Origin of the sequence: Streptomyces sp. NPDC059718, from assembly GCF_042733315.1 — a bacterium.
In the GTDB taxonomy this organism is placed as follows: Bacteria; Actinomycetota; Actinomycetes; order Streptomycetales; family Streptomycetaceae; genus Actinacidiphila.
This window is the reverse complement of the sequence record NZ_JBHWGA010000032.1, coordinates 66083-90324: the sequence shown is the minus strand read 5'-3', so window position 1 is coordinate 90324 and position 24242 is coordinate 66083. Positions and strand designations below refer to the sequence as shown.

The following is a 24242-nucleotide window of genomic DNA, read 5'->3' as shown; positions in this document are numbered from 1 at the left end:
TCATGTACCCGTCCAAGGGCAACACGGCCGCCAGGACGGGTGTTTGGACGATTGGAGATCCCATGGCTCCACTGCCAAGACGGCGCCGCGCCTTCGCTATACCGATCGGTGTCGCGGTGGCGAGTGCTCTCGCCTTCCTGCCGAACGCCGCCTCGGCCGCCACCGCCGGATCCGCCTCGGGCGGCGGCAGTGCCGCGTACGACGGCCCGACGCTGTCGTACGTGGTCAACACCAAGACCGACCGGGGAACCATCAAGTCCGTGGAGCGGGCCGTGTCCCGCAGCGGTGGCGACGTCGTCACCACCTACGACCGGATCGGCGTGATCGTCGTCCACTCGGCGAACCCCGCGTTCGCCTCCGAGATGCGCAAGGTCCGCGGTGTGCAGACCGCCGGGGCGACCCGGACGGCCGCGCTGTCCACGGCGTCGACGACGGAGCTGGGCGCGGTGCAGGAGATCACGGCCGCCGACGCCGCCCGGGCGAAGTCCGCGGCCACCGCCGCGCAGGAGCCGATGGAGCCGGACCAGTGGGACCTGCCGGCCATCGGGGCCGACAAGGCCGCCCGGATCAACCCGGGCAGCCGAAAGGTCACCGTCGCCGTCATCGACACCGGCGTCGACGACACGCACCCGGACCTCACCGCCAACTTCTCCGCCTCGCAGTCCGCCAACTGCGTGGGCGGCAAGGCCGACACCAGCCCCGGCGCCTGGCGCCCGTACACTCCGGACGCCTACCACGGCACGCACGTCGCGGGTGAGATCGCCGCGGCGCGCAACGGGATCGGCGTGGCCGGTGTGGCCCCGGGCGTGAAGGTCGCCTCCATCAAGGTGGCCGACCCCGTCACGCAGCTGTTCTTCCCGGAGAGCGTGGTCTGCGCCTTCGTCTTCGCCGCCGACCACGGCGTCGAGATCACCAACAACAGCTACTACATCGACCCGTGGCTCTACAACTGCTTCGGCGACGCCGACCAGCGGGCCATCGTCGACGCCGTCAACCGGGCCGCGCAGTACTCCCACAAGAAGGGCGTGCTGAACGTCGCCTCGGCGGGCAACTCCAACCACGACCTCGACTCGGACGCGATCGTCGACTCGACGAGCCCCGACGACACCACCCCGGTCACCCGGACCATCGACCCGCACGTCTGCTGGGACATCCCGACCCAGCTGCCGGGCGTCGTCACCGTCTCCGCGACCGGCGTGCAGAAGCTGAAGTCGTACTACTCCAGCTACGGTCTCGGCGTCGTCGACGTCGCGGGCCCCGGCGGCGACCGCTACCAGATCCCCGCCACCCCCTCGGCCAACGGGCGGATCCTGTCCACCCTGCCCGGCAACACCTACGGCTACCTGCAGGGCACGTCGATGGCCAGCCCGCACGTGGCCGCCGTCGCCGCGCTCATCAAGAGCCGCCACCCGCACGCCTCCCCGGAGCAGCTGCAGTGGTTGCTCAAGGCCCAGGCCGACGACCCGGGTTGCCCGACGGGTCTGTACGACCCGGACGGCAACGGCGTGCAGGACGCCACCTGCACCACCGGCCGGCACGTGACCAGCTTCTACGGCCACGGTGTCGTCGACGCCCTGGACGCCGTCACGAAGTGACGCGCCCCGCGTGACACGAGGAACGCCCGGCGGGATCCCCGCCGGGCGTTCCGCTGTCCGGGCGTTCCGCCGTCCGGGCCCGGGTCAGGCCTTGACGAGGACCTTCAGCGCGGTGCGCCCGTCCATCGCCTTGTAGCCGCCGGGGACGCCGTCCAGGCCGACGGTGAGGTCGAAGACCGGGGACGGGTCGATGGTGCCGTCGAGGACGTCCGGGAGCAGTTCGGGGATGTAGGTGCGGACCGGGGCGACGCCGCCGCGCAGGGAGACGTTGCGGTCGAACATGTCGCTCAGGTCGAGGCCGGTGCCGCTGCCGTGCGGGACGCCGACGTAGCCGACGGCGCCGCCGTCGCGGGTGATGGCGACGGCGGTGCGCATCGACTGCTCGGTGCCGACGGCCTCGATGACCGCGTGGGCGCCGTGGCCGCCGGTCAGTTCGCGGACCGCCGCGACGGCGGCCTCGCCGCGCTCGGCGACGACGTCGGTGGCGCCGAAGGTGCGGGCGATCTCGGTGCGGGCCTCGTGCCGGCCGAGCGCGATGATCCGCTCCGCGCCGAGCCGCCGGGCGGCCAGCACACCGCACAGTCCGACCGCGCCGTCCCCGACGACCGCGACCGTGGCACCGGGCCGCACACCGGCGCCGACGGCGGCGTGGTGGCCGGTGCCCAGTACGTCGGAGAGGGTGAGCAGACCGGCCAGCAGGCGGTCGTCGGAGAGCGCCTCCGCGGGCAGCCGTACGAGGGTGGCGTCCGCGAACGGCACGCGCACGGCCTCGCCCTGGCCGCCGTCGGAGCCGACCTGGCCCCAGAAGCCGCCGGCCGGGCAGGAGGTCGTCAGACCCTCCACGCAGTAGGCGCACGTGCCGTCGGACCACACGAAGGGCGAGACGACCAGGTCGCCCGGCCCCAGTCCGGACACCTCGGAGCCGGTCTCCTCCACGACGCCGAGGAACTCGTGCCCGATGCGCTGTCCCGGCTGACGGGCCGACTCGCCGCGGTACGCCCACAGGTCGCTGCCGCAGATGCAGGCCAGCACCACGCGCACCACCGCGTCGGTGGGCTGCCGGACCGCCGGGTCCGGCACCTCCTCCACCCGTATGTCGTGGGGGGCGTGGATCACGGTGGCGCGCATACGGAGGTCGTCCTCGCTGGTCGTACGAATGGGGTCGTACCACCGTACCGGCCGGTGGAGAGCAGGAACTGCGCCCCCAGATAGGTGAGCATGATCCAGAAGTCGGCCGCCGGGAGCTGCGGGAGGTCGGCGAGCCGGATCGCGAGCAGGGTGTCGGAGAGCAGGAAGAGCGCCCCGCCCACCGCCGTCGCCCGTGGGCCGAGCGCGGCCGCACCGGCCGCCATCGCCGTCAGCAGCAGGCTGTACGCGGCGACCGGGATCCGCAGCCCGGAGGGCAGGCCCGGCCACACCACCACGAGCGCGGCGACCCACACGACCACGTAAGCGGCCGCCGTCAGGGCGGCGCGCCGCCGGTCGGCGAAGGCCCCGCGGGCGGCGAAAAGTGTGAGGTAACAGACGTGCCCGGCCGCGAAGGCGCCCATCCCGGCGAGGAAGGACGCGTCCCCGTCGAGCTGCAGGAGCACGTCCCCGGCCCAGCCGCACAGCAGCGCGGCGACCAGCAGCCGGGGGCCGCTCCGCAGCGCCGCGCAGACCGCGAGCAGCGGTACCAGGACGGGCTTGGTGAGGTGGTCGGCCGTCACCGACCCCGCGAGCTGGGCGGCCAGGTGGACCACGGCCGCCACCGCGAAGACGGCCAGTGCCGCGCGGGCGGCGCGCTCCCGTGTCACGCCGCCGGCTCCTCGCCCCGCGGACGCCAGCCGGGACCGCGCAGGACGTGGCCCGCCCGGTCGCGCCAGGTGCGGGCGGCGGCGACGTCCCGGGCGATCGCGGCGTACTCGTGGGTGGCCACGCGCAGCGGGTTGAACGTGGTGATGTTCTTGGTGAGTCCGAAGACCGGGCGCTGCGCCTCCGCCGCGAAGGAACCGAACAGCCGGTCCCAGACGATCAGGATGCCGCCGAAGTTGCGGTCCAGGTAGCCGCCCTGCGAGGCGTGGTGCACGCGGTGGTGCGAGGGCGTGTTGAGGACGAACTCCACCGGGCGGGAGAGCTTGTCGACGCGCTCGGTGTGGATCCAGAACTGGTAGACGAGGTTGAGCGAGGAGCAGAACGCCAGTGCCGCCGGGTGCACCCCGCAGACGATCATCGGCAGGTAGAACACCCACGACGTCATGCCGGTCCAGGGCTGGCGCAGCGCGGTGGAGAGGTTGAACTTCCGGCTGGAGTGGTGCACCACGTGGGACGCCCACAGGATGCGGACCACGTGGTGGCCGCGGTGCTGCCAGTAGTAGAAGAAGTCCTGCGCGAGCAGCATCAGCGGGATCGTCCACCACACCACGGGCACCCGCAACGGGGTGAACGCGTACACAGCGGTGTAGACCGCGACGATCGGGATCTTCCAGAGGAAGTCGAAGAACAGGCTGCCGAGTCCCATCGACAGGCTCGTCGCGGTGTCCTTGGCGGCGTAGCCGGCGGCGTCCTCGTCCGGATGGATCCGGTAGCTGATCAGCTCCAGGACGGTGAGCAGCACGAACGCGGGTATCGACCACATCACGGCATCGGGCAGTTGCGGCATGCGCGCACCTTAAGGGCGCACGGCGGCCCCGGCTAGAGGTCGTTACCGATCGGTTCTACCCAGGGGTACCCGCGGGATTCCGCCGGGTCGGCCGCCTCGGAGGGGCGACGGCGCAACGGGGTCCACGCGATGGGTGGTTGACCCGCGGGGGCCGCGCCCGGAGGGCCCCGCGCGCCGCCGCGGCCGACCCCTCCCCGGCGGGATCCGACGGTGCGCCAGGGGCGGGTGGCGGCGGGCGCTGTCGGTGGCCGCCCGTATTGTGTTCCTCCATGCACGCGCCCCAGCTTCCGCACCCGTCGTGGCCAGAGGCCTACCCCGACGGATACGCCGTCGTGGACGTCGAGACCACCGGCCTCGGCCGCGACGACCGGATAGTGTCCGCGGCCGTCTACCGGCTGGACGCGCGCGGCGAGGTGGAGGACCACTGGTACACCCCCGTCAACCCGCAGCGTGACCCGGGCCCGGTGTGGATCCACGGCCTCACCTCGGCCATGCTGGCCGACGCCCCGCTCTTCGGCGAGGTCGCCGCAGAGTTGGCGGACCGGCTCTCGGGCCGGGTATTCGTCGCCCACAACGCGGTCTTCGACTGGTCCATGCTCGCCCGGGAGTTCGCGCGGGCGGGCACCGTGGCGCCGGTGGAGCACCGGCTGTGCACCATCGTGCTCTCCAAGGCGCTGGGGCTGCCGCTGGCCAACCACAAGCTGGAGTCCCTGGCCGCGCACTTCGGCGTCGTCCAGCAGCGCGCCCACCACGCCCTGGACGACGCGCGCGTGCTGGCGGAGGTGTTCCGCCCCAGCCTGCGGCAGGCCGCGGCGGGCGGCATGCAGTTGCCGCTGCACGCCTGCCGCCCCCTGACGGAGTGGATCGACACGGCCGTCCCCCGGCAGTCGGTCTCCGCGGGCTACCGCAGCACGTACCGGCCGATGAACTGGCGGACCTCGCGGAAGCGGCCGGCCTGCCCCTATCCCAACCCGGGGCGGCTGGAGTCCGGCGGACCGCTGGTCCAGGGGATGCGGGTCGCCTTTTCGGGCGACACGGGCATCGACCGCGAACTGCTGGAGGACCGCGCCACCGAGGCGGGTCTGCACGTGTCGTCCTCGGTGAGCCGGCTGACCAGCCTCCTGGTGACCAACGACCCCGACGCGCTCACCACGAAGGCCGTACGGGCCCGGCAGCTGGGCACCCCGGTCGTCGACGAGCGCCGCTTCGCCGAGCTGCTGCGGGACGTCGCCCCCGCGCCGGACGTGCACGGCTGACGCCTCCGTTCGAGTGGTGCGCCCGCGACGCACCCGGTCACCGATTGCCGCGCCAGGGCCCGGCCCGCACCCTGGGCCTCATGGCCCGATGCGAAGTATGCGGAAACGACTACGTGATGAGCTTCGAAGTGCACGCCCAGGGGGCCGTGCACGTCTTCGACAGCTTCGAGTGCGCGATCCACCGGATGGCGCCCATCTGCGAGCACTGCCGGGTACGGATCGTCGGCCACGGAGTCGAGGTCGACGGCCACTGGTACTGCGGCGGCCACTGCTCCAAGGCGGAGGGCCGCAGCGGCATCGTCGACCGGGTCGGCTCGCTGCCCGGCGGCGCCTGATCCCGGCGCCTGATCCCGGCGGCCGCGCCACGGCGCCGTCCGACCCCTCCGGAAGGCGCCCCGCGACCGAGTTGTACGGTCATGGGGTGTACCGCTTCCTGTTGTCCCGGCAGTGGGTGATCCTCACCCTCATCGCACTGCTCCTGATGCCCGCCATGGTCGAGCTGGGCTTCTGGCAGCTGCACCGGCACGAGCGCCGGGTGGCCAGCAACCACCTGATCGCGGACAACCTCGAGGCGGAGCCCGTCCCGGTGGAGTCGCTGACCGCCCCCGGCGCGGCCGTGCCGAAGCGGCAGATCTACCGCACCGTCACCGCGACCGGGCACTACGACACGGCCCACGAGGTCGTCGCCCGCCAGCGCACCGCCGCCGACGGGGACAGCATCGGCTACCACGTGATCACCCCGCTGGTCCTGGCCGACGGCCGGTCGGTGCTGGTCAACCGGGGCTGGATCCCCGCCGGCACCGACCTGACCACGTTCCCCAAGGTCCCCGCGGCGCCGTCCGGCGAGGTCACCGTCACCGGCCGGCTGCGCCCGGACGAGACCACCGCGGCGACCGGCATCAGGAACAAGGGCGGACTGCCCGACCGCATGATCATGCTGATCAACAGCGGGATGGTGGCCCAGGACCTGCCCGCGGCGGAGCGGCCGGTCGGCGGCTACATCGAGCTGGCGGCGACCTCCCCCAAGCCCTCCGGGCGGCAGCCCGAGCTGATCCCGGATCCCGACCACAGCAGCATCGGCATGCACATGGGGTATGCGATCCAGTGGTGGCTGTTCACCGCCATGGTGCCGGTCGGCTGGGTCATCCTCGTCCGCCGCGAGCGGCGGGAGCGGCTCGCCGCCCGTGACGTGGCGGCGCAGGAGAGTGCCACGGCCGAGCCGGCCGCCGCTGCGGTCGCGTCGCCCTAGCGCCGGGGGCACCCTCGTAGAGCGGGGACCCTCGTAGAGGGAGAGACGGAGGCCGACCGTGGCGGCACTGATCGAGGACTACGCGATCATCGGTGACCTGCAGACCGTCGCGCTGGTCTCCAGGAGCGGCTCCATCGACTGGCTGTGCCTGCCCCGCTTCGACTCCGGCGCCTGCTTCGCCGCGCTGCTGGGCGACGAGGACAACGGCACCTGGCGGATCGCCCCGGCCTCCGCCTGGGACGAGGAGCCGTGCACGCGCCGCTCGTACCGCGAGGGCACCCTGGTGCTGGAGAGCGTGTGGGAGACCCGCGACGGCACCGCCAAGGTGATCGACTTCATGCCGCAGCGCGATCGCGCACCGGACGTCATGCGCATCGTCGAGGGCGTGCGCGGGCACGTCGCCATGAGCAGCGAGCTGCGGCTGCGCTTCGACTACGGGCGGGTCGTCCCCTGGATGCGCCGCACCGACGGCCACCGCGTCGCGATCGCCGGGCCGGACTCGGTGTGGCTGCGCACCGAGCCCCAGGTGCCCATGTACGGCAGGGGCTTCGCCACCCACGCCGACTTCACCGTCGCCGAGGGCGAGCGGATCGCCTTCGCCCTGACCTGGCACCCCTCCCACGAGAGCCGGCCGCGCCTGATCGACCCCTACCAGGCGCTGGAGCAGAGCTGCGCGGACTGGGAGTCCTGGTCGGCCAAGTGCCGCTACGACGGTCCCTGGCGGGACGCGGTGCTGCGCTCGCTGATCACCCTCAAGGCGCTCACGTACGCGCCCAGCGGCGGCATCGTCGCCGCGGCGACCTCCTCGCTGCCCGAGGAGATCCGCGGGGTGCGGAACTGGGACTACCGCTTCTGCTGGCTGCGCGACGCGACGCTCACCTTGAACGTGCTGGTGGAGACCGGCTACCTCAAGGAGGCCTACCACTGGCGCGACTGGCTGCTGCGCGCCGTCGCCGGCGACCCCGCCGACCTGCAGATCATGTACGGGCTGGCCGGTGAGCGCCGGCTGCCCGAGGAGGAACTGGACTGGCTCGCCGGGTACGAGGCGTCCCTGCCGGTGCGGACCGGGAACGCCGCCGCCAAGCAGCTCCAGCTCGACGTCTACGGCGAGGTCCTGGACTCGCTCTTCCTCGCCCGCAGCTTCGGGCTGCGCGACGAGCCCCACGCCTGGGCGGTGCAGCGCACGCTGATGGACTTCCTGGAGTCCAAGTGGCACGAACCCGACGAGGGCCTGTGGGAGGTGCGCGGCGACCGGCAGCACTTCGTGCACTCCAAGGTGATGGCCTGGGCGGCCGCCGACCGGGCGGTGCGCACCCTGGAGGGGCGGCCGCATCTTTCCGGCGACGCGGACTCCTGGCGGGCGATGCGCAGCGAGGTGCACCGGGAGGTGTGCCGCAAGGGCTTCGACCGCGAGCGCAACACCTTCACGCAGTACTACGGCTCCAAGGAACTGGACGCGGCGACCCTGCTGATCCCGCAGGTGGGCTTCCTCCCCGTCACCGACAGCCGGGTGGTCGGCACGGTGGAGGCGGTGCGCCGCGAGCTGGACCACGGCGGCTTCGTACGCCGCTACACCCTGGAGGACAGCAGCGTGGACGGGCTGCCCGGCGGCGAAGGCGCCTTCCTGGCCTGCTCGTTCTGGCTCGCCGACGCGCTGCACCGGATCGGCCGCGCCGACGAGGCGCGCGAGCTGTTCGAGCGGCTGCTGGGCCTGCGCAACGACGTCGGCCTGCTGGCGGAGGAATGGGACCCGGTCGACCGGCGCCAGTTGGGCAACTTCCCGCAGGCGTTCAGCCACATCGGCCTGGTCAACACCGCGCTCACCCTCTCCGGCTGCGATGGGGCACGATGACGCCATGGATCTCGGGCTGAAGGACAGGGTGTACGTCGTCACGGGCGGCACCCGCGGGCTGGGCTTCGCCGCCGCGCGGGAACTGGTGGCCGACGGCGCGCGGGTGGTCGTCAGCGGCCGCCACGAGGAGTCGGTGTCCGCCGCCGTCGCGGCGCTCGGCGGCGCGGAGCGGGCGACCGGCGTCGTCGCGGACAACGCCGGGCCCCAGGCCCCGGAGCGGCTGGTCGCCGCCGCCCGCCGGGCGTTCGGCAGGCTCGACGGCTTCCTCATCAGCGTCGGCGGGCCGCCGGCGGGCGGCACCGACGTCATCGGGGACGACCAGTGGCGGGACGCGTTCGAGTCCGTCTTCCTCGGTGCCGTACGGCTGTCCCGGGCGGCCGCCGACGAGCTCGGCGAGGGCGGCGTCATCGGCTTCGTCCTCTCGGGCTCGGTGCACGAGCCGATCCCCGGGCTCGTGGTCTCCAACGGCCTGCGGCCGGGCCTGGCCGGCTACGCCAAGAGCCTGGCCAACGAGCTGGGACCGCGCGGCATCCGCGTGGTGGGGCTGCTGCCCGCCCGGATCGACACCGACCGCGTCCGCGAGCTCGACGCCCTCACCGGGGACCCGGACGCCGCCCGCGCCCGGCTCAGCGAGCGCATCCCGCTGCGCCGCTACGGCACCCCGGAGGAGTTCGGCCGTACCGCCGCCTTCCTGCTGTCGCCCGCGGCGTCCTACCTGACGGGGGTCATGCTCCCGGTGGACGGCGGGGCGCGCGGCGGGTTCTAGCGGGCGCATCCGCCGCCCCGTCGGCCGCGCCCCGTCGGCCGCGCCCCGGCGCGGTCAGCTGACGCGGGCCGCACGGTGGCTGACGGCGCGCAGACGCGCCTCGGCCGGGAGCAGGGGGAGGCCGGCGCTGACGCGGGCGCGGTCCAGGACGGCGGAGTCGAGCCCGGCGAGGACGTCCCCGGGGACGGCGTGCGGGGACAGGGCGAGCTGCAGCCGGGCGCGGGGCGCGGTGGGCGTGCCCATCAGCGCGGTGGTGGCGTGGTCGACGCCGTGGAGCTGCTCGGCGTCGGCGGCGATGATCTCCTCCAGTGCGCGGCCGCGCAGCAGGGCCACGCCGTCGTCGTCGGCGTCCACCGCCAGCCGGCGCAGCCTGCGGTCGCGCACCTGGGCGAGCAGCCACCACAGGGCGCCCAGCACGAGCAGGGCCAGCACGCCGATCACGACGGGCCACCACCACGAGGAGGCCTCGTAGCGGGTCCGGTCGCCCCCGCTGAGCAGCACGTCGTCCCGCCCGGTGTACGGACGGCGCAGCAGGCCCGTCGCGGAGCACAGCACGACGGCGCCGACGAGCACCAGGGTCAGCCCCACGAGGGCGAGGACGACACGATTGACGGTGGCGCGCACCGCGCCTCACCCCTCTTCCATGCGGCGGACGTGCAGCGCGAGGCCCAGCGGCCGGGCCAGGCCCAGCTGTTCCATGGCATCGGCCAGGGAGGACGCCAGATCGGCACGGACCGCCTCCGTCTCCCGGAAGGAGATCACGGCGCGCACGGTGGCGGTACGGCGGGTGACCGTGACGCGCGCCGAGCGCACCCCGGAGACCTCCACCGCGCGGTCGCGCAGGGTGAGTTCGGCGGCGTGACGGTCGAGTCCGGCCCGTACGGGCTCCGTTCCGGCGCGCATGGCGAGCACGTCGCGGAGCCCCGGGGTGACGGCGAGGACGAGCAGCCACAGCCCGAGCAGGACCGCCACACAGGCCCCGGCGAGGATCCACGGGTCGTCCAGCGGGCGGGTGGCCAGTTCGTCCGCGAGGATCCGGCGCCAGGCCATCCCGGACCGTCCGGCGCGCACCGCGGCGACGTCGTACAGCAGCAGCCCGGCCGCGGCGGCCAGGAGGGCGGCGGTGATCGCGGCCGGGAGGCGGCGCGGGGACCAGAAGCGCCGCGGGCGGGAGCCGTACGGCGGCCGTCCGGCCGGCGGAAGGGGTGCCGGGCCGAGATCGCTCACCGGACCCTCGCCTCCTCCAGGATGTGGCTGGCCCGCGAGTGCAGCCGCTCGACCTCCACGGTCACCCCGAAGACCACGACACCGGTCAACTCCTCGACCCGGGCCGCGACATGACGGCGCACCGAGCGGCACACCGCGGCGATGTCCACCGGGTAGCCGAGTTCGACGGAGAGCCGTACGTACACCTGCTCGCGGTGGACGGAGACGCCGGCCTGGGGGCGCGCCCCGCGCGGCACGTACTCCCTGCCGGGCGCGTCGGCCAGCGCCTCGCGGGCCGCCTGGGAGGCGATCTTCGCCAGCACGCGGTCGGCGAGGCGGAGCGAGCCGCGCTCGCCGGGGACGAGGGGCGGAACGGAGGACGCCGGCGTCGGCACCGCGGCCGTCATCCGGGGGCTCACCGCCTCCGGTCACGGCTGCGGAAGAACTCCCCTGGCTCCAGGTCGCCGTCGAGGAACCGGCCGACGACGAACCCGACGGCGCCGAGCGCCGCCACGAGCAGGAAGGCCGCGAACCCACCGAAGTACCCGGCGAATCCGAGCGCCATCCCGACGATCAAGCCGAGCACGGCCATGCTCATCGTCCGCTCCCTGTTTCCCACCCGGGGCCCGTCACTGGACCCGCTGCTCCTGGTCGTCGTCGTCCGTGTCCTCGGGCAGCTTGACGTCGCCCACCGCGATGTTGACCTCGATGACCTCGAGGCCGGTCATCCGCTCCACGGCCGCGATGACGTTCTCGCGCACCCCGTGCGCGACCGCCACGATCGAGACCCCGTAGTCCACGACGATGTCCAGGTCGAGGGCGGCCTGCACCTCGCCCACCTCGGCCCGTACGCCCCGGGTCACGGACTTGCCGCCGGGCACCCGGTCGCGGACCGCGCCGAAACCGCGGGAGACCCCGGAACCGAGGGCGTGCACACCCTCCACGTCACGCGCCGCAAGCCCGGCGATCTTCTCGACCACGCCGTCCGCGATGGTGGTCCGCCCGCGCGTCGCGGGATCACCCAGGGGCGCCCGCCGCTGCCCTGACGTGCCGTTGCCGGCCGGGCTGGTCCCCTTCTCCAGGGTCCGGCCCCGCCCCTCCGGCTGCTGCGCGGTGTCGGTCATCGCACCTCTTCCCTTCGGGATTCCGATGGCGGGAGCGGTACGGGCTGCTCCGTGCACCACACTATGTGGGCATGCCCCGTCGCGCCGTGAGGATGCAGCGATCAGGGCCAGGATGGCGGCCCGCGCGGACGCGCGCGGTGGAGGGAGGCGACGGCCGATGACCGCGGACCGGCTGGCTCGTGCGGTACGCCGGCAGCTCGGGTTCGGCCGGGTGCTCCCCCTCGGCGGGCCCGGGGACACGGTGTGGGTCACCGAGCGGGCGGCGGCCGGGGTGCTGCGCGCGGCCGCCGACGCGGTGCCCGGGATCCGCCTGGGCACCCTGCGCATCGGCACGGCGGACGGACCGGACGGGCCACATGACGGGGAGCCCGGGAACGCGGCGGCGGTGCTGCCGGAGTCGGCGCCGTCCGGGGCGCTGCCGAGGCGGCCGCTGCGGGTGGAGGCCGGCTTCGAGGCCACCCCGGAGCTTCCGCTGCCCGAGTCGGCCGGACGGCTGCGCGACGCGCTGTGGGAGGCGGCGACCGAGGGCGTCGGTCTGGAGCCGGAGGCGGTCGACCTGACGGTCACCGGACTGCTGGAGGAGGGCAGCCCGCCGGCGGCACGGCCCGCGGAGGCCGCCGACCCGCCGGAGGACGGGCGGTCCGCCACCACCGCGGGCCGTGTCGCGGCGGCGGTGCCCGGGGTGGCCGGGCTGACCTCGCGGCTGGGCGGGCAGCGCCATCCGTCACAGGTGCAGATCGCGGTGGACGCGGGTCACCGTGCCCTGGACGTCGGGCGGGCGGTGGCCACGGCGGTGACGGCCGTGACGCAGGACGTCACGACCGTCGTGGTCACCGACATCGCCAAGGGCTGAGCCCAAGGGGACCCGGGCCGCGACACGGCGGCCGCGGAGCGGCGCGCGGACGCCGTCGGCGCCGGGCGCCCGGTCCATCGTGCGCGCGCCCGGTCGGGGCGTTACTCCCCCACGCCCGCCAGGTCCCGCAGCCGGCGGCCCTGCGCGGCGCGTTCGGCCACCCGCTGCTCGTCGTACGAACGGCCGGTGGCCTCGCGGAGCAGGGCCTTGGTCTCGATCACCGCGTCGCGCGGCGCGGCCAGCAGGGCGCCCACCAGGTCCTTGACCGTGGCGTCCAGCTCGGCGGCCGGGACGGCGACGTTGGCCAGGCCGGTGGCGCAGGCCTCCTCGGCGCCGACGAAGCGGCTCGTGGCGCAGATCTCCAACGCCCGGGCGTAGCCGACCAGTTCGGTCAGCGGCTTGGTGCCGGCGAGGTCGGGGACCAGGCCCAGGCTGGTCTCGCGCATGGCGAACTGCACGTCGTCGGCGACGACGCGCAGGTCGCAGGCGAGGGCCAACTGGAAACCCGCTCCGATGGCGTGCCCCTGCACGGCGGCGACGGTGACGACGTCGTTCCGCCGCCACCAGGTGAACGCCGACTGGTACTCGGCGATCGTGCCGTCGAGTTCGCCCTCGGGAGCGCGCGCGAGGTCGATGAACGACGGCTCGCCGTCGAATCCTTCAGGCGTGAAGGCCTGCCGGTCCAGCCCGGCGGAGAAGGACACGCCCTCCGCGCGGAGCACGACGACCCGTACGCCGCCCGGGAGCAGACGACCGGCCTCGACCAGCGCCCGCCACAGGGCGGGCGACTGGGCGTTGCGCTTGGCCGCGTTGCACAGCGTGACGGTGGCGACGGAATCCTCCGTCACGAGTCGTACGCCGTCACGTTCCAGCAACACAATGGGGTCGGACATCGGGCACCTCCTGGCGATCCGCAGTCTGGATTACCGAAGAGTAACCACCCGGTCGGCCGTTTCCGCGACCGGGTGGTGCTGCCACGACTCCGAGCCGCCGCACGGGGCGCCCGGCTGTGTCAGGCCGTGGAAACCTTCTTGCCCCGTGTCGCCCCACCGCGACCGCGCAGGGTCACGCCGGACTCACTGAGCATCCGGTGGACGAAGCCGTACGAGCGGCCGGTCTCCTCGGCCAGCGCCCGGATGCTTGCTCCACCGTCGTACTTCTTCTTGAGGTCTGCCGCGAGCTTCTCGCGCGCGGCGCCGGTCACCCGGCTGCCCTTCTTCAGAGTCTCGGCCACCCGTGCCTCCTCTAGGGAAGTGCGCTCTGTGACTCTCATGATCACCCCTAGGAGACTTCCTGGCCACCCATTCGGCAAGGTCCGTGCGACAACATTTGGCGCGCCGTTGACGCGGACACCCGCCGCCGAGCAAGTGGAATCCGGCATTCCGCCGGGCCGTCCCGGACTCCCTCCGGATCACGGCGGAGAAAAGGCAGGTCACCCGGGCCGGTAAGGAGTTTCCCCACGTGACGCGGCTGATCCATTCGTACGTCCGGTATTTCGCACGTTCCCGCGCCGGTGTACGAGCCGGTCTCACACAGATGAAGGATCACCCGTCGGCCGAATGATCCAGTGGAGTGATCCACACGGATGATCGGCCGCGGGTACCGGAAGGATCAGGCGAGCGTGACGAGGTCGGCGTAGTCCTGGCCCCACAGGTCCTCGACGCCGTCGGGCAGGAGGATGATCCGCTCCGGCTGCAGCGCCTCCACCGCGCCCTCGTCGTGGGTGACGAGGACGACCGCGCCCGTGAAGGTGCGCAGCGCGCCGAGGATCTCCTCGCGGCTGGCCGGGTCGAGGTTGTTGGTGGGCTCGTCGAGCAGCAGCACGTTGGCGCTGGAGACGACGAGGGTGGCGAGCGCCAGCCGGGTCTTCTCCCCACCGGACAGCACGCCGGCGGGCTTGTCGACGTCGTCGCCGGAGAAGAGGAACGAGCCGAGGATCTTGCGGACGGCGACCAGGTCCATGTCGGGCGCCGACGAGCGCATGTTCTCCAGCACGGTCCGGTCGGGGTCGAGGGTCTCGTGCTCCTGGGCGTAGTAGCCGAGCTTGAGGCCGTGCCCGGGCACGACCTCCCCGGTGTCGGGCTGCTCGACGCCCGCCAGCAGCCGCAGCAGCGTCGTCTTGCCGGCGCCGTTGAGACCCAGGATGACGACCCGCGAGCCCTTGTCGATGGCCAGGTCGACGTCGGTGAAGATCTCCAGCGAGCCGTACGACTTGGACAGGCCCTCGGCGGTCAGGGGCGTCTTGCCGCACGGCGCGGGGTCGGGGAAGCGCAGCTTGGCGACCTTGTCGGACTGCCGCACCGCCTCCAGCCCCGACAGCAGCTTGTCGGCTCGGCGGGCCATGTTCTGGGCGGCGACGGTCTTGGTGGCCTTGGCGCGCATCTTGTCGGCCTGGGCGTTGAGGGTCGCGGCCTTCTTCTCGGCGTTGGCGCGCTCGCGCTTGCGGCGCTTCTCGTCGGCCTCGCGCTGGGTCAGGTACTGCTTCCAGCCCATGTTGTAGACGTCGATCTGGGAGCGGTTGGCGTCCAGGTAGAACACCTTGTTGACGACCGTCTCGACCAGGTTGATGTCGTGGGAGATGACGATGAACCCACCGCGGTAGGTCTTGAGGAAGTCCCGCAGCCAGACGATCGAGTCGGCGTCGAGGTGGTTGGTCGGCTCGTCGAGCAGCAGGGTGTCGGCGTCGGAGAAGAGGATGCGGGCCAGCTCGACGCGGCGGCGCTGACCACCGGAGAGGGTGTGCAGCGGCTGGGCGAGGACCCGGTCGGGCAGGCCCAGGGCGGCGGCGATGGTGGCGGCCTCGGCCTCGGCGGCGTAGCCGCCCTTGGTGAGGAACTCGGTCTCCAGGCGCGCGTACTTCTTCATCGCGTTGTCGCGGGTGGCGCCCTTGCCGTTGGCCATCCGGTCCTCGTTCTCGCGCATCTTGCGCAGGACGGTGTCCAGCCCGCGGGCGGACAGGATGCGGTCGCGGGCCAGGACGTCGAGGTCGCCGGTACGCGGGTCCTGGGGCAGATAACCGACCTCACCGGAACGCGTCACGGTGCCGCCGGCGGGCAGGCCCTCGCCCGCGAGCACCTTGGTGAGGGTGGTCTTGCCGGCGCCGTTGCGGCCGACCAGGCCGACGCGGTCGCCGCGGGCGATGCGGAAGGAGGCGGACTCGATGAGGACGCGGGCTCCGGCGCGCAGCTCGATGCCGGTGGCAGTAATCACGGGAAGAAGCTCCAGAACGTGGCGGACGGCAGTCGGACGATGTGGTCGCGGTGGGTCGCGGTCGGACGCCGTCTAATGCGTGAGGATCACTGCCATGTCTCCAGTCTACCGGGGGCGGCACGGGTCCCCGGCAAACGGTTTTCCGCCGGGGACCCGGGGCGGGCCCGGCCGGGGGCCGCGACGGGGGCCGTGACGGGCCGGGAGGGACAAAGCGGCAGATAATCGTAGGTATGCAGTTCGACGACGACGCATCGCTCGACACGTCCCAGGTGGAGGACCGGCGAAGCGGCGGACGGTTCGGCGGCAGGCCGCGGGGCAAGATGGTGGGCGGCGGCCTCGCCGGGCTGATCGTCCTGGCGATCGGGCTGATCTTCGGCATCAGTCCCGACCAGCTGGGGCTCTCCTCCGATCCGCCGGGCCAGGCCCCGGGCACCACCTCGGGCTCGGACCTCGCCGCAGGCTGCCGCACCGGCGCGGACGCCAACGCCCACCAGGAGTGCCGCATGGTCGCGGTGATCAACAACGTGCAGGCGTACTGGGCGTCGGAGTTCCGCGAGCGCGGCATGACGTACGAACCCGCGCCGACCGTCTTCTTCGACCAGCCCATCCGCACCGGGTGCGGGGTCGCGGACCCCGCGTCGGGGCCGTTCTACTGCCCCGTGGACCGCAAGGTCTACCTGGACCTGGACTTCTTCTCGACGCTGAGCAGCCGTTTCGGCGCGGAGGGCGGGCCGTTCGCCGAGAGCTACGTCGTCGCCCACGAGTACGGGCACCACGTGCAGGACCTGGTGGGGACGCTGGGCAAGGCGCAGGACCGGCTCACCGGCCCCGGCAGCAACTCGGTGCGCGTGGAGCTGCAGGCCGACTGCTACGCGGGGGTGTGGGCGCACAACGCCACGCGGACCCTCGACGAGGACACCGGCAGCCCGATGATCCGCGCGCTCGACGAGGAGGACATCCGGCGGGGGCTGGACGCGGCCGCGGCGGTCGGCGACGACGCGATCCAGTCCCGGGTCCAGGGCCGGGTGACCCCGGAATCCTGGACGCACGGCTCGTCCGCGCAGCGGCAGCAGTGGTTCACCACCGGACTGGACACCGGTGACCCCGGCAACTGCGACACCTTCCAGCGCTGACCGGCCGGAATGTCCGTGCGCGGGGCCATTGTCGGACCCCCCTGCCAGACTGGGATCCACGTCACACAGGACGTCAGGTCCCGGAAGGGGAGGGTGATCGTCATGGCCGGCAAGGGAACCGCGCCCACCGTCTACCCGACGCTGCGCTACAAGGACGCGAAGGCCGCCATCGCCTTCCTCAAGGAGGCCTTCGGCTTCACCGAGGTCGCGGTGCACCAGGGCGAGGACGGCGTCGTGGAGCACGCGGAACTCGCGTACGGCAACGGCGTGGTGATGCTCGGCAACGAGCGCTCGGGGACGGCTTTCAGCCGGATCGCCGCGGACCTGGGCGCCGTGTCGGTGTACGTGGTCGTGGAGGACACCGACGCCCACCACGAGCGCGCCGTCGCCGCCGGGGCCGAGGTCGTGCTGCCGCTCACCGACCAGGACTACGGGTCGCGGGACTACACGGCCCGCGACCCCGAGGGCAACCTCTGGTCCTTCGGCACCTACGTGCCGCGGATACCGGACGAGTAGGCCCTGTCGTCGCGGGCCCGTCGTCGCGGCCCCGTCGTCACTCTCCCCCGGTGTGCACCTGGAAGGCGGCCCGGCGGATCATCTTGGACAGGGCCGGGTCGGGGTGGGCGGCCGCGAGGGCGACCAGCACCTGGACGGTGCGGGGGTGGCCCGCGTGGCGCAGCTCCTCCAGCAGTCGGCTGACCGAGCCCTGGACGGCCGTCTCGAGATGGCTCACCAGCAGGTGGCTCTCGCCGTGGTCGGCGACGGCCGCGGCGGTGTCCACCCACAGCCAGGTGGACTCCTCGCGGGTGAGCAGCGCGGCGACGTCCTCCGGGTCCCCTCCCTCGTGCTCGGCGAGCCACAGCAGCGCGTAGGGCCGCAGGCCGGCCTCGTCCACCACGACGCGCACGGCCGGTTCCGCCGGGCCGCCGACGACGCGCAGCGCCTCGAAGGCCAGGGCGCGCAGCAGGGCGTCGTCGCCGCGGGCCACGTCCAGGAACTCGCCCACCGCCTGGGCCACCGGGCGGGCCGCCAGCCAGGCCTTGTACTCGTCGCGGGCGGCACCCGGCGGCATCCCGATGCAGGCCTTGAGCATCTCCTCGGCGGAGTGCTCGAAGTGCCCGGCGGGTCCCTGCGCGGCCACGCAGATCTGCTCCAGCTTCACCCACACCGCCCAGCTGCCGAGCGCGGTGACGGTGACCTCGCCGGGGCGGGCGGCGTCGCGGGGCCTGAGCGCGCCGACCCGGGCGAGCGCGTCCAGCGTCCAGTCCAGCAGCGCGGGCAGTTCGTCGCGGGCGGCACCGGCCGGGGGCTCGTGGCGCTCCGCGCGTAGCTCGGCCACACGCTGCCGCAACAGGTCCAGCAGCACGGCCACGGCGACCGGACCGGAGGAGAGGTGGAGCAGGGAGAGCAGCTGCGGTGCGGCCTCGACGACCTCGGCGACGAGCGAGGGGTCGGCGTCGGCGCACTCCGGCTCGAGCGCCGCGGGGTGCGCGAGCGACCACGCGTCGAAGAGCGCGACCCAGCCGCGCAGCACGGCGGTGTCGTCGCGGTCCCAGGCGCGCAGTCGCCAGCCGGGCCGGGCGGCTCCTCCTTTGTGCAGCTCGATCAGGCCGGTCAGCCGGGCCCGGTCCCAGGCGGTGCGCACCTGCCGCTCCGTCAGGCCCAGGGCGGCGGCCGCGCGCAGCACGTCGGGGTCCCGTAGTATCCCGGCGGTCCCGGGGGCGGCGGCGCCGGTCTCCGCGTCGGCCCAGCGGGCCAGCCGTACGGCGTCCGCGAGTTCGGTGCGCGCCCTGCGGGCGAGCTCGGGCAGCGCCGGGATTCCCTCCGGAGGCCGCGGCGGACGGCTTCGCCGCACTGTGGCGGCACGGCGCGCGGTGGCGAGTGGCCTGCGCGGGACAAGACGCAGCGGAGTGTCTCGCGGGATACGGGACGTCACGGGAGCAGTCTTGCGGGTGAGCACCCGGAAACCCAAACGAGCGTCCCCGTACCGGGATCGTCCCCGCCCGAATTGAAGGGAGAGATAGGTCTTTGTGCGGATAATAAAGACCACGTATGGCGAGCGTCAGAGGAGGGGGGTGAGGAAGCGCCGGAGGGCCTCCTCGTATGTTGAGGGGTTGGCGTTCCACATGGCCGCGTGCGAGGCGCCGCTGACGGCGTGCAGCGTGACCAGGTCCGGGCGCTGCCGGGCGAGTTGGCGGGACGGCCCCCACGGGGCGAGCGTGTCGTCGGGACCGTGGAAGACGAGTGCCGGGACGTCCAGCCGCTCGGGGTGGGCGGCCTCGGCGATCCGCTCCGCGTGCAGTCCGGTGCGGCCCTCGGCGGCGCGCACGCCGAGCGGCAGCAGCGCGCGGGGGGCACCCCGGGAAGCGGCGGCGGCACGGACCGTGCTCTGCCAGTCGAGCACCGGGGAGTCCAGGACCATCCCGGACACCAGGGCGCGCAGCGGGGAGTGGCAGGCGGCCCGGAGCGCCATCGTCGCGCCGGTGGACCAGCCGTGCAGCACCAGCCGGCGCGCGCCGTGCCGTACCGCGTAGCGCATCGCCGCGTCGAGGTCGCGCCACTCTGAGTCGCCGAGGTGGCCGATGCCGTCCCACGAGGGGGGCGCGCCGGCGTCGTTGCGGTAGGAGAACGCGAGCACGGGCAGCCGCAGTTTGGCCAGGAACGCCATGACGTTCATGCCGAGCTCGCGGGAGGTGCCGAGGCCGTGCGCGAGGACGACCCAGGTGTCACGGGCGCCGGGCACGAACCAGGCGGGCAGCAGGCCGAGTTCGGCGGGTATCTCGGCGTCCCGGTACTCCAGGCCGAGGGCCGATCCCGGAGTGCCGACGTGCGTCTGCGGGGTGAGCCGCACCTGGTCGCCCGGCGCGACGCCGCCGCGGTTGATCCGCACCAGACGGCGGGTGACCGAGTCCGGGGCCGTCGAGAGCACCTCGCCGACGGTGACGTGCACCCCGGCCGCGATCAGGCCGTGCACACCGCGCCGGGCGGTGCCCAGGGTCCGGCTGAGGGTGACGTCCTGCCCGGTCACGGCGTGGACGGTGAGCGGATCCGGGTCGACGCCGTTCGCGGTCGGCCTGAGGGCAAGCTCGGAGACATGCCGCCCGGCCGCCACCGCGGCCGCACCGGCACCGAACGCTGTCGTGGCGGCGAGGGCCGCCGCGGTGGTGAGGCGCATCGCTTCCAGTCTCCGCGCGCTCACCCCGCGCGGCCAGTGGGCGGGGCCGTCCGGGCTCAGTCGTTCTCGGCGTCGTGGGCCGCGCGGGGCCGGGGGACGTCGGCACGTGCGGCCCGGTGCTCCCCCTGCTCGCCGTACCCGCCGTGCTCCCCGTGGGCCTCGTGCTCGCCGTGTGCCCCGTGCCCTTCGTGCTCCTCCTCCGGCTCGTCCCCGGGCTGGCCGTACTGGCGCAGTCTCTCGGCGACACGGGCGAGTTCGCGCTTGGAGAGCAGGGAGGGCGAGAAGCCGGCCACGGAGCGGGCGGCGAGCCAGACCTGGCACATCCACTCCAGCTGCGCGGTGCGGTCGTAGGCCTGCTCGAGGTCGTCGCCGTAGACGATGGTGCCGTGGTTGCGCAGCAGGCAGCCCGTGCGGTCGCGGAGCGCGCGCAGGACGTTGGCGGCCAGTTCCTCGCTGCCGTACGTGGCGTAGTCGGCGACGCGTATCCGGCCGCCCAGGGCCGCGGCCATGTAGTGGATGGCGGGCAGCTCGTAGAGGAGCGTGGAGACGGCGGTGGCGTGCACGGCGTGGGTGTGCACGACGGCGCCCGCATCGGTGTGCCGGTAGATCGCGAGGTGCATCGCCAGCTCGCTCGTCGGGCGCAGTTCGCCGAGCACCTGCTTGCCGTCCAGGCCGACGCCGACCGTGTCGTCCGGGCCCAGGCGGTGGTAGGGAACCCCGCTGGGGGTGACCAGCACGAGGTCGTCGCCCACCCGCACCGACACATTGCCGGACGTACCGACCACGAGACCGTCGTCGACCGAGCGGCGGGCCGTGTCCACCAGCTCCGACCAGGCCCGTGCCACCGCGTTCCGCACCGACATCCGTGTCACCTCCGAGCGCTGATCCTGACAGGTTGGCCGTTGCCCCACGCTCCCGGGGCACAGTAGCGTCCCGGCACAGTTTCCGGACCGATCACGCATACGAATTGCAGGGGCACCATGACCACCGTCAACGGCGGCATCTCCTTCTGGTACGCGAAGTCAGGGCTCCCGGTGCCGCGTGAGCCGCTGCCCGGGGACACCACCGCCGACGTGTGCATCGTCGGGGGCGGCTACACCGGGCTGTGGACCGCCTACTACCTGAAGAAGGCCGTGCCCTTCCTGCGGATCGTCGTCCTGGAGCAGCGCTTCTGCGGCTACGGCGCCTCCGGCCGCAACGGCGGCTGGCTGTACAACGGCATCGCCGGCCGCGACCGCTACGCCGCGCTGCACGGCCGTGAGGCAGCCGTGGCGCTGCAGCGCGCGATGAACGGGACCGTGGACGAGGTGATCCGGGTCGCCGCCGAGGAGGGCATCGACGCGGACATCCACAAGGGCGGGGTGCTGGAGGTCGCGTACTCCCCCGCGCAGCTGGCGCGGCTCAGGGCGTTCCACGAGGCCGAGGTCGCCTTCGGCGAGAAGGACCGCCTGCTGCTGGGCGCCGCCGAGTCCGCCGCGCGGATCCGGGTCGCCGGGACGGCCGGCGGCACCTGGACGCCGCACGGGGCGCGCGTCCACCCGGCGAAGCTGGTGCAGGGGCTGGCCCGGGCGGTGGAGGCGCTCGGCGTCGTCGTCCACGAGTCGACCCCGGTGACCGAGATCCGGCCGAAGCACGCGGTCACCCCGTTCGGCAGCGTGCGCGCCCCCTACGTCCTGCGCTGCACCGAGGGCTTCACCGCCTCGCTCAAGGGCCAGAAGCGGTCGTGGCTGCCGATGAACTCCTCGATGATCGTGACGGAGCCACTGCCGAAGGAGGTCTGGGACACCATCGGCTGGGAGGGCCGGGAGGCGCTCGGCGACATGGCGCACGCGTACATGTACGCGCAGCGCACCGCCGACGACCGGATCGCCATCGGCGGCCGCGGGGTGCCGTACCGCTTCGGCTCCCGTACGGACAACGACGGCCGCACCCAGGCGGCGACGGTCGAGGCGCTGCGCGAGATCCTGGTGCGCTTCTTCCCGGCGACGGGGCGCGTGGCGGTCGACCACGCGTGGTCCGGGGTGCTCGGCGTGCCGCGCGACTGGTGCGCGAGCGTCGAACTGGACCGCTCCACCGGCCTCGGCTGGGCGGGCGGCTACGTCGGCAGCGGGGTCGCGACGGCGAACCTCGCGGCGCGGACGCTGCGCGACCTCGTCCAGCTGGACTCCGGCCAGGCGCACGGCACGGAGCTGACGTCCCTGCCGTGGGTGCACCACCGCGTGCGCCGCTGGGAGCCCGAGCCCTTCCGGTGGATCGGGGTGCACGGGCTGTACGCGGCCTACCGCGCCGCCGACCGGCGCGAGCAGACCGGACGCAGCGCGGAGACCGACCGGGTGGCGCGCGTCGCGGACCGCATCTCGGGCCGCCACTAGGCCGCGGCCCAGGGCCCGTCCCCCCGCTGGGCCACGACGGCCCCGGGCCGTGACCAGGATCTCTTCCGGAGGCGCCGGGAAGGGCGATCGAAGCACGTCAAAGGCCGGATTCCGGGGCGAAGTCCACACGGGCCCACACCCCCCGCACGCACCGGCACCGCCACGCCTCCCCTCGTTCACCTTCCGTTCATCCAGACTCCGTACGGTCGCCACCGCCACTGTCCGATCGAACGAATGCCTGGGTCAATGGAACACATCACGCTCCTGATCGGAATCGTGATCATTACCGCACTCGTGTTCGACTTCACGAACGGTTTCCACGACACCGCCAATGCGATGGCGACCACCATCTCCACTGGCGCGCTCAAGCCCAAGACGGCGGTGGCCATGTCCGCCGTGCTCAACCTCGTCGGCGCCTTCCTCTCCGTCGAGGTGGCGAAGACGATCTCCGGCGGCATCCTCGACGAGAGCGCGGGCATCAAGCCCGAGGTGATCTTCGCGGGGCTCGTCGGCGCCATCGTCTGGAACCTGCTGACCTGGCTGGCGGGCCTCCCCTCCAGCTCCTCCCACGCCCTCTTCGGCGGCCTCATCGGCGCCTCCGTCGCCTCCGCGGGCTTCAGCTCGATCAACGGTGACGCGGTCGTCATGAAGGTCCTGATCCCGGCCGTCTGCGCCCCGGTGGTCGCCGGTCTCGCCGCGATGCTGGCGACCCGCCTGACCTACCGCATCGGCCGCAACGCCGACCCGAAGGCAACCGCCAAGGGCTACCGGGCCGGGCAGATCGCCTCGGCCGGTCTGGTCTCCCTCGCGCACGGCACCAACGACGCACAGAAGACCATGGGTGTCATCACCCTCGCCCTGATCGCCGGCAACGTCGTCGCCCCCGACTCCGACCCGCCGCTGTGGGTCATCGTGTCGGCCGGCATGGCGATCGCGCTCGGCACCTTCATCGGTGGCTGGCGGATCATCCGCACCATGGGCAAGGGCATCACCGACATCCAGCCGCCGCAGGGCTTCGCCGCCCAGACCGGCGCCGCCACCGTCATCCTCGCCTCCTCCCACCTCGGCTTCTCGCTCTCCACCACGCAGGTCTGCTCCGGCTCCGTCATGGGCGCCGGTGTCGGCCGCAAGGGCGGCGTCGTCCGGTGGAGCACCGCGGGCCGCATGTTCGCCGCGTGGGGGCTCACCCTTCCGGCCGCGGGTCTGGTCGCGGCGGGCGCCGCGCTCCTGGCCGACCAGGGGGACCTGGGCGTCACCGCGGTCGCCGTCCTGGCGCTCGCCGCCTGCGTCGCGATCTGGATCGCCTCGCGCCGCAAGCCCATCGACCACACCAACGTCAACGAGGCCCACGGCGAGGCCGAGGAGCCGGGCGTCATCACCACGGCGATCGCCGCCGTGATCCCGCCGCCCGCCGGCCTCACGGCCGCCACCGTCGACGCCGACCCCGCCCAGGCCTCCGCCTGACGGCGGCGCCGCACCGGCCCCGGAAGGAATCAGCATCATGCACATCGACTGGGCTGCCCTCGGCTCCGTCTTCGGCGTCAGCCTCGCCGTGACCATCGGACTCGTCGGCCTGTTCACCCTCGGCATCGTGGGCCTGTCCAAGCAGGGCGCGGCCACCGGCGAGGCGGGCGGCGGCTCCGCCGCAGGCTCGACCGCGCTGGCCCGCAGCGGCGCGTACCTGTGCTTCGCGCTGTGCGCGGCAGCCGTCGCGTACGGGATCTTCCTGATCGTCGCCTGACCCGCGGGTCAGCGGGCCGCGTGCGCGCGGCCCGGTGTGAAGTTGACCTCAGCTCCCGGCTTTCCTGCC

The 24242-nt window shown here is 73.4% G+C and carries 25 protein-coding genes and 1 pseudogene; 12 read left to right on the top strand and 14 right to left on the bottom strand.

Annotation, left to right across the window (positions count from 1 at the left end):
• The first annotated feature begins 62 nt into the window (after positions 1–62).
• The gene (locus ACFV3E_RS31040; RefSeq protein WP_500537680.1) at positions 63–1595 is read left to right on the top strand and encodes a S8 family peptidase; all 1533 of its coding nucleotides are present in this window, start codon (positions 63–65) and stop codon (positions 1593–1595) included.
• A gap of 84 nt (positions 1596–1679) precedes the next feature.
• Here ACFV3E_RS31040 and ACFV3E_RS31035 read toward each other — a convergent pair whose 3' ends face one another.
• From ACFV3E_RS31035 to ACFV3E_RS31025, 3 genes are read right to left on the bottom strand one after another with little or no spacing between them, the layout of a single operon-like run.
• The gene (locus tag ACFV3E_RS31035) at positions 1680–2723 is read right to left on the bottom strand and encodes a zinc-dependent alcohol dehydrogenase family protein (RefSeq protein WP_500537679.1); all 1044 of its coding nucleotides are present in this window, start codon (positions 2721–2723) and stop codon (positions 1680–1682) included.
• Positions 2708–3391 (bottom strand): lysoplasmalogenase, encoded by a 684-nt coding sequence (locus ACFV3E_RS31030; protein WP_500537678.1) that lies wholly within the window; start codon positions 3389–3391, stop codon positions 2708–2710. Before ACFV3E_RS31030 ends, ACFV3E_RS31035 begins: the two co-directional genes overlap by 16 nt.
• Positions 3388–4236 carry a sterol desaturase family protein gene (locus ACFV3E_RS31025; protein ID WP_500537677.1) on the bottom strand — a complete coding sequence of 283 codons (849 nt, stop codon included), beginning with the start codon at positions 4234–4236 and terminating at the stop codon, positions 3388–3390. The genes ACFV3E_RS31030 and ACFV3E_RS31025 overlap by 4 nt, the downstream gene beginning before the upstream one ends.
• A 269-nt stretch (positions 4237–4505) precedes the next feature.
• Between ACFV3E_RS31025 and ACFV3E_RS31020 the strand changes: the two genes are divergently transcribed.
• The 5 genes from ACFV3E_RS31020 to ACFV3E_RS31000 all read left to right on the top strand — a co-directional run bounded on the left by ACFV3E_RS31020 (position 4506) and on the right by ACFV3E_RS31000 (position 9359).
• Entirely contained in the window at positions 4506–5492 is a 987-nt protein-coding gene (locus ACFV3E_RS31020; protein WP_500537676.1) for a DEDDh family exonuclease, read from the top strand.
• 80 nt (positions 5493–5572) lie between these two features.
• Complete coding sequence (locus ACFV3E_RS31015) at positions 5573–5827, top strand: metallothionein (RefSeq protein ID WP_500537675.1); 255 nt, start codon at positions 5573–5575, stop codon at positions 5825–5827.
• 86 nt (positions 5828–5913) lie between these two features.
• Positions 5914–6741 (top strand): SURF1 family cytochrome oxidase biogenesis protein, encoded by an 828-nt coding sequence (locus ACFV3E_RS31010; protein ID WP_500537674.1) that lies wholly within the window; start codon positions 5914–5916, stop codon positions 6739–6741.
• 58 nt (positions 6742–6799) lie between these two features.
• Complete coding sequence (locus ACFV3E_RS31005; protein ID WP_500537673.1) at positions 6800–8593, top strand: glycoside hydrolase family 15 protein; 1794 nt, start codon at positions 6800–6802, stop codon at positions 8591–8593.
• Positions 8594–8597: 4 nt separating this feature from the next.
• Positions 8598–9359 (top strand): SDR family oxidoreductase, encoded by a 762-nt coding sequence (locus tag ACFV3E_RS31000; protein ID WP_500537672.1) that lies wholly within the window; start codon positions 8598–8600, stop codon positions 9357–9359.
• 54 nt (positions 9360–9413) lie between these two features.
• Here ACFV3E_RS31000 and ACFV3E_RS30995 read toward each other — a convergent pair whose 3' ends face one another.
• From ACFV3E_RS30995 to ACFV3E_RS30975, 5 genes are read right to left on the bottom strand one after another with little or no spacing between them, the layout of a single operon-like run.
• A complete protein-coding gene (locus ACFV3E_RS30995) occupies positions 9414–9983 on the bottom strand; it encodes an alkaline shock response membrane anchor protein AmaP (RefSeq protein WP_500537671.1) in 570 nt (189 codons plus the stop codon).
• 6 nt (positions 9984–9989) lie between these two features.
• The gene (locus ACFV3E_RS30990) at positions 9990–10586 is read right to left on the bottom strand and encodes a DUF6286 domain-containing protein (RefSeq protein WP_500537670.1); all 597 of its coding nucleotides are present in this window, start codon (positions 10584–10586) and stop codon (positions 9990–9992) included.
• Complete coding sequence (locus ACFV3E_RS30985; protein ID WP_500370269.1) at positions 10583–10972, bottom strand: Asp23/Gls24 family envelope stress response protein; 390 nt, start codon at positions 10970–10972, stop codon at positions 10583–10585. The genes ACFV3E_RS30990 and ACFV3E_RS30985 overlap by 4 nt, the downstream gene beginning before the upstream one ends.
• An 8-nt stretch (positions 10973–10980) precedes the next feature.
• The gene (locus ACFV3E_RS30980) at positions 10981–11163 is read right to left on the bottom strand and encodes a hypothetical protein (RefSeq protein WP_018560608.1); all 183 of its coding nucleotides are present in this window, start codon (positions 11161–11163) and stop codon (positions 10981–10983) included.
• 31 nt (positions 11164–11194) lie between these two features.
• On the bottom strand, positions 11195–11689 hold the full coding sequence (locus ACFV3E_RS30975; RefSeq protein WP_500537669.1) for an Asp23/Gls24 family envelope stress response protein: 495 nt from the start codon (positions 11687–11689) through the stop codon (positions 11195–11197).
• A 157-nt stretch (positions 11690–11846) separates the two neighbouring features.
• Here ACFV3E_RS30975 and ACFV3E_RS30970 point away from each other — a divergent pair, with 157 nt between their 5' ends.
• A complete protein-coding gene (locus tag ACFV3E_RS30970) occupies positions 11847–12542 on the top strand; it encodes a hypothetical protein (protein ID WP_500537668.1) in 696 nt (231 codons plus the stop codon).
• Positions 12543–12643: 101 nt separating this feature from the next.
• Here the strand turns inward: ACFV3E_RS30970 and ACFV3E_RS30965 are convergent, their stop codons facing one another.
• The 3 genes from ACFV3E_RS30965 to ACFV3E_RS30955 all read right to left on the bottom strand — a co-directional run bounded on the left by ACFV3E_RS30965 (position 12644) and on the right by ACFV3E_RS30955 (position 15752).
• Positions 12644–13435 (bottom strand): enoyl-CoA hydratase/isomerase family protein, encoded by a 792-nt coding sequence (locus tag ACFV3E_RS30965; RefSeq protein WP_500537667.1) that lies wholly within the window; start codon positions 13433–13435, stop codon positions 12644–12646.
• Between the two features lie 119 nt (positions 13436–13554).
• Complete coding sequence (locus tag ACFV3E_RS30960; RefSeq protein WP_018560612.1) at positions 13555–13776, bottom strand: helix-turn-helix domain-containing protein; 222 nt, start codon at positions 13774–13776, stop codon at positions 13555–13557.
• Positions 13777–14153: 377 nt separating this feature from the next.
• Complete coding sequence (locus ACFV3E_RS30955) at positions 14154–15752, bottom strand: ABC-F family ATP-binding cassette domain-containing protein (RefSeq protein ID WP_499511146.1); 1599 nt, start codon at positions 15750–15752, stop codon at positions 14154–14156.
• 230 nt (positions 15753–15982) lie between these two features.
• Between ACFV3E_RS30955 and ypfJ the strand changes: the two genes are divergently transcribed.
• Both ypfJ and ACFV3E_RS30945 read left to right on the top strand, forming a co-directional pair.
• Positions 15983–16885 carry a KPN_02809 family neutral zinc metallopeptidase gene (gene ypfJ / locus ACFV3E_RS30950; protein ID WP_500537666.1) on the top strand — a complete coding sequence of 301 codons (903 nt, stop codon included), beginning with the start codon at positions 15983–15985 and terminating at the stop codon, positions 16883–16885.
• Between the two features lie 102 nt (positions 16886–16987).
• Complete coding sequence (locus tag ACFV3E_RS30945) at positions 16988–17401, top strand: VOC family protein (RefSeq protein WP_500537665.1); 414 nt, start codon at positions 16988–16990, stop codon at positions 17399–17401.
• A 37-nt stretch (positions 17402–17438) separates the two neighbouring features.
• Here ACFV3E_RS30945 and ACFV3E_RS30940 read toward each other — a convergent pair whose 3' ends face one another.
• The 3 genes and pseudogenes from ACFV3E_RS30940 to ACFV3E_RS30930 form a co-directional block, all read right to left on the bottom strand.
• Positions 17439–18821, bottom strand: coding sequence for a hypothetical protein (locus tag ACFV3E_RS30940; RefSeq protein WP_500537664.1), 1383 nt, complete (start codon positions 18819–18821; stop codon positions 17439–17441).
• Positions 18822–18947: 126 nt separating this feature from the next.
• Positions 18948–20060 carry an alpha/beta hydrolase family protein gene (locus ACFV3E_RS30935; protein WP_500370263.1) on the bottom strand — a complete coding sequence of 371 codons (1113 nt, stop codon included), beginning with the start codon at positions 20058–20060 and terminating at the stop codon, positions 18948–18950.
• 209 nt (positions 20061–20269) lie between these two features.
• Positions 20270–20923, bottom strand: a pseudogene (locus ACFV3E_RS30930) (class II aldolase/adducin family protein); the annotation flags it as partial.
• A gap of 117 nt (positions 20924–21040) precedes the next feature.
• Here ACFV3E_RS30930 and ACFV3E_RS30925 point away from each other — a divergent pair.
• The 3 genes from ACFV3E_RS30925 (at position 21041) to ACFV3E_RS30915 (ending at position 24173) form a co-directional block, all read left to right on the top strand.
• The gene (locus tag ACFV3E_RS30925) at positions 21041–22432 is read left to right on the top strand and encodes an NAD(P)/FAD-dependent oxidoreductase (protein WP_500537663.1); all 1392 of its coding nucleotides are present in this window, start codon (positions 21041–21043) and stop codon (positions 22430–22432) included.
• A 246-nt stretch (positions 22433–22678) separates the two neighbouring features.
• Positions 22679–23896: an inorganic phosphate transporter gene (locus tag ACFV3E_RS30920; protein WP_500537662.1), complete on the top strand. Its 1218-nt coding sequence runs from the start codon at positions 22679–22681 to the stop codon at positions 23894–23896.
• 37 nt (positions 23897–23933) lie between these two features.
• Positions 23934–24173: a hypothetical protein gene (locus tag ACFV3E_RS30915; RefSeq protein ID WP_499511153.1), complete on the top strand. Its 240-nt coding sequence runs from the start codon at positions 23934–23936 to the stop codon at positions 24171–24173.
• Positions 24174–24242 lie beyond the last annotated feature (69 nt).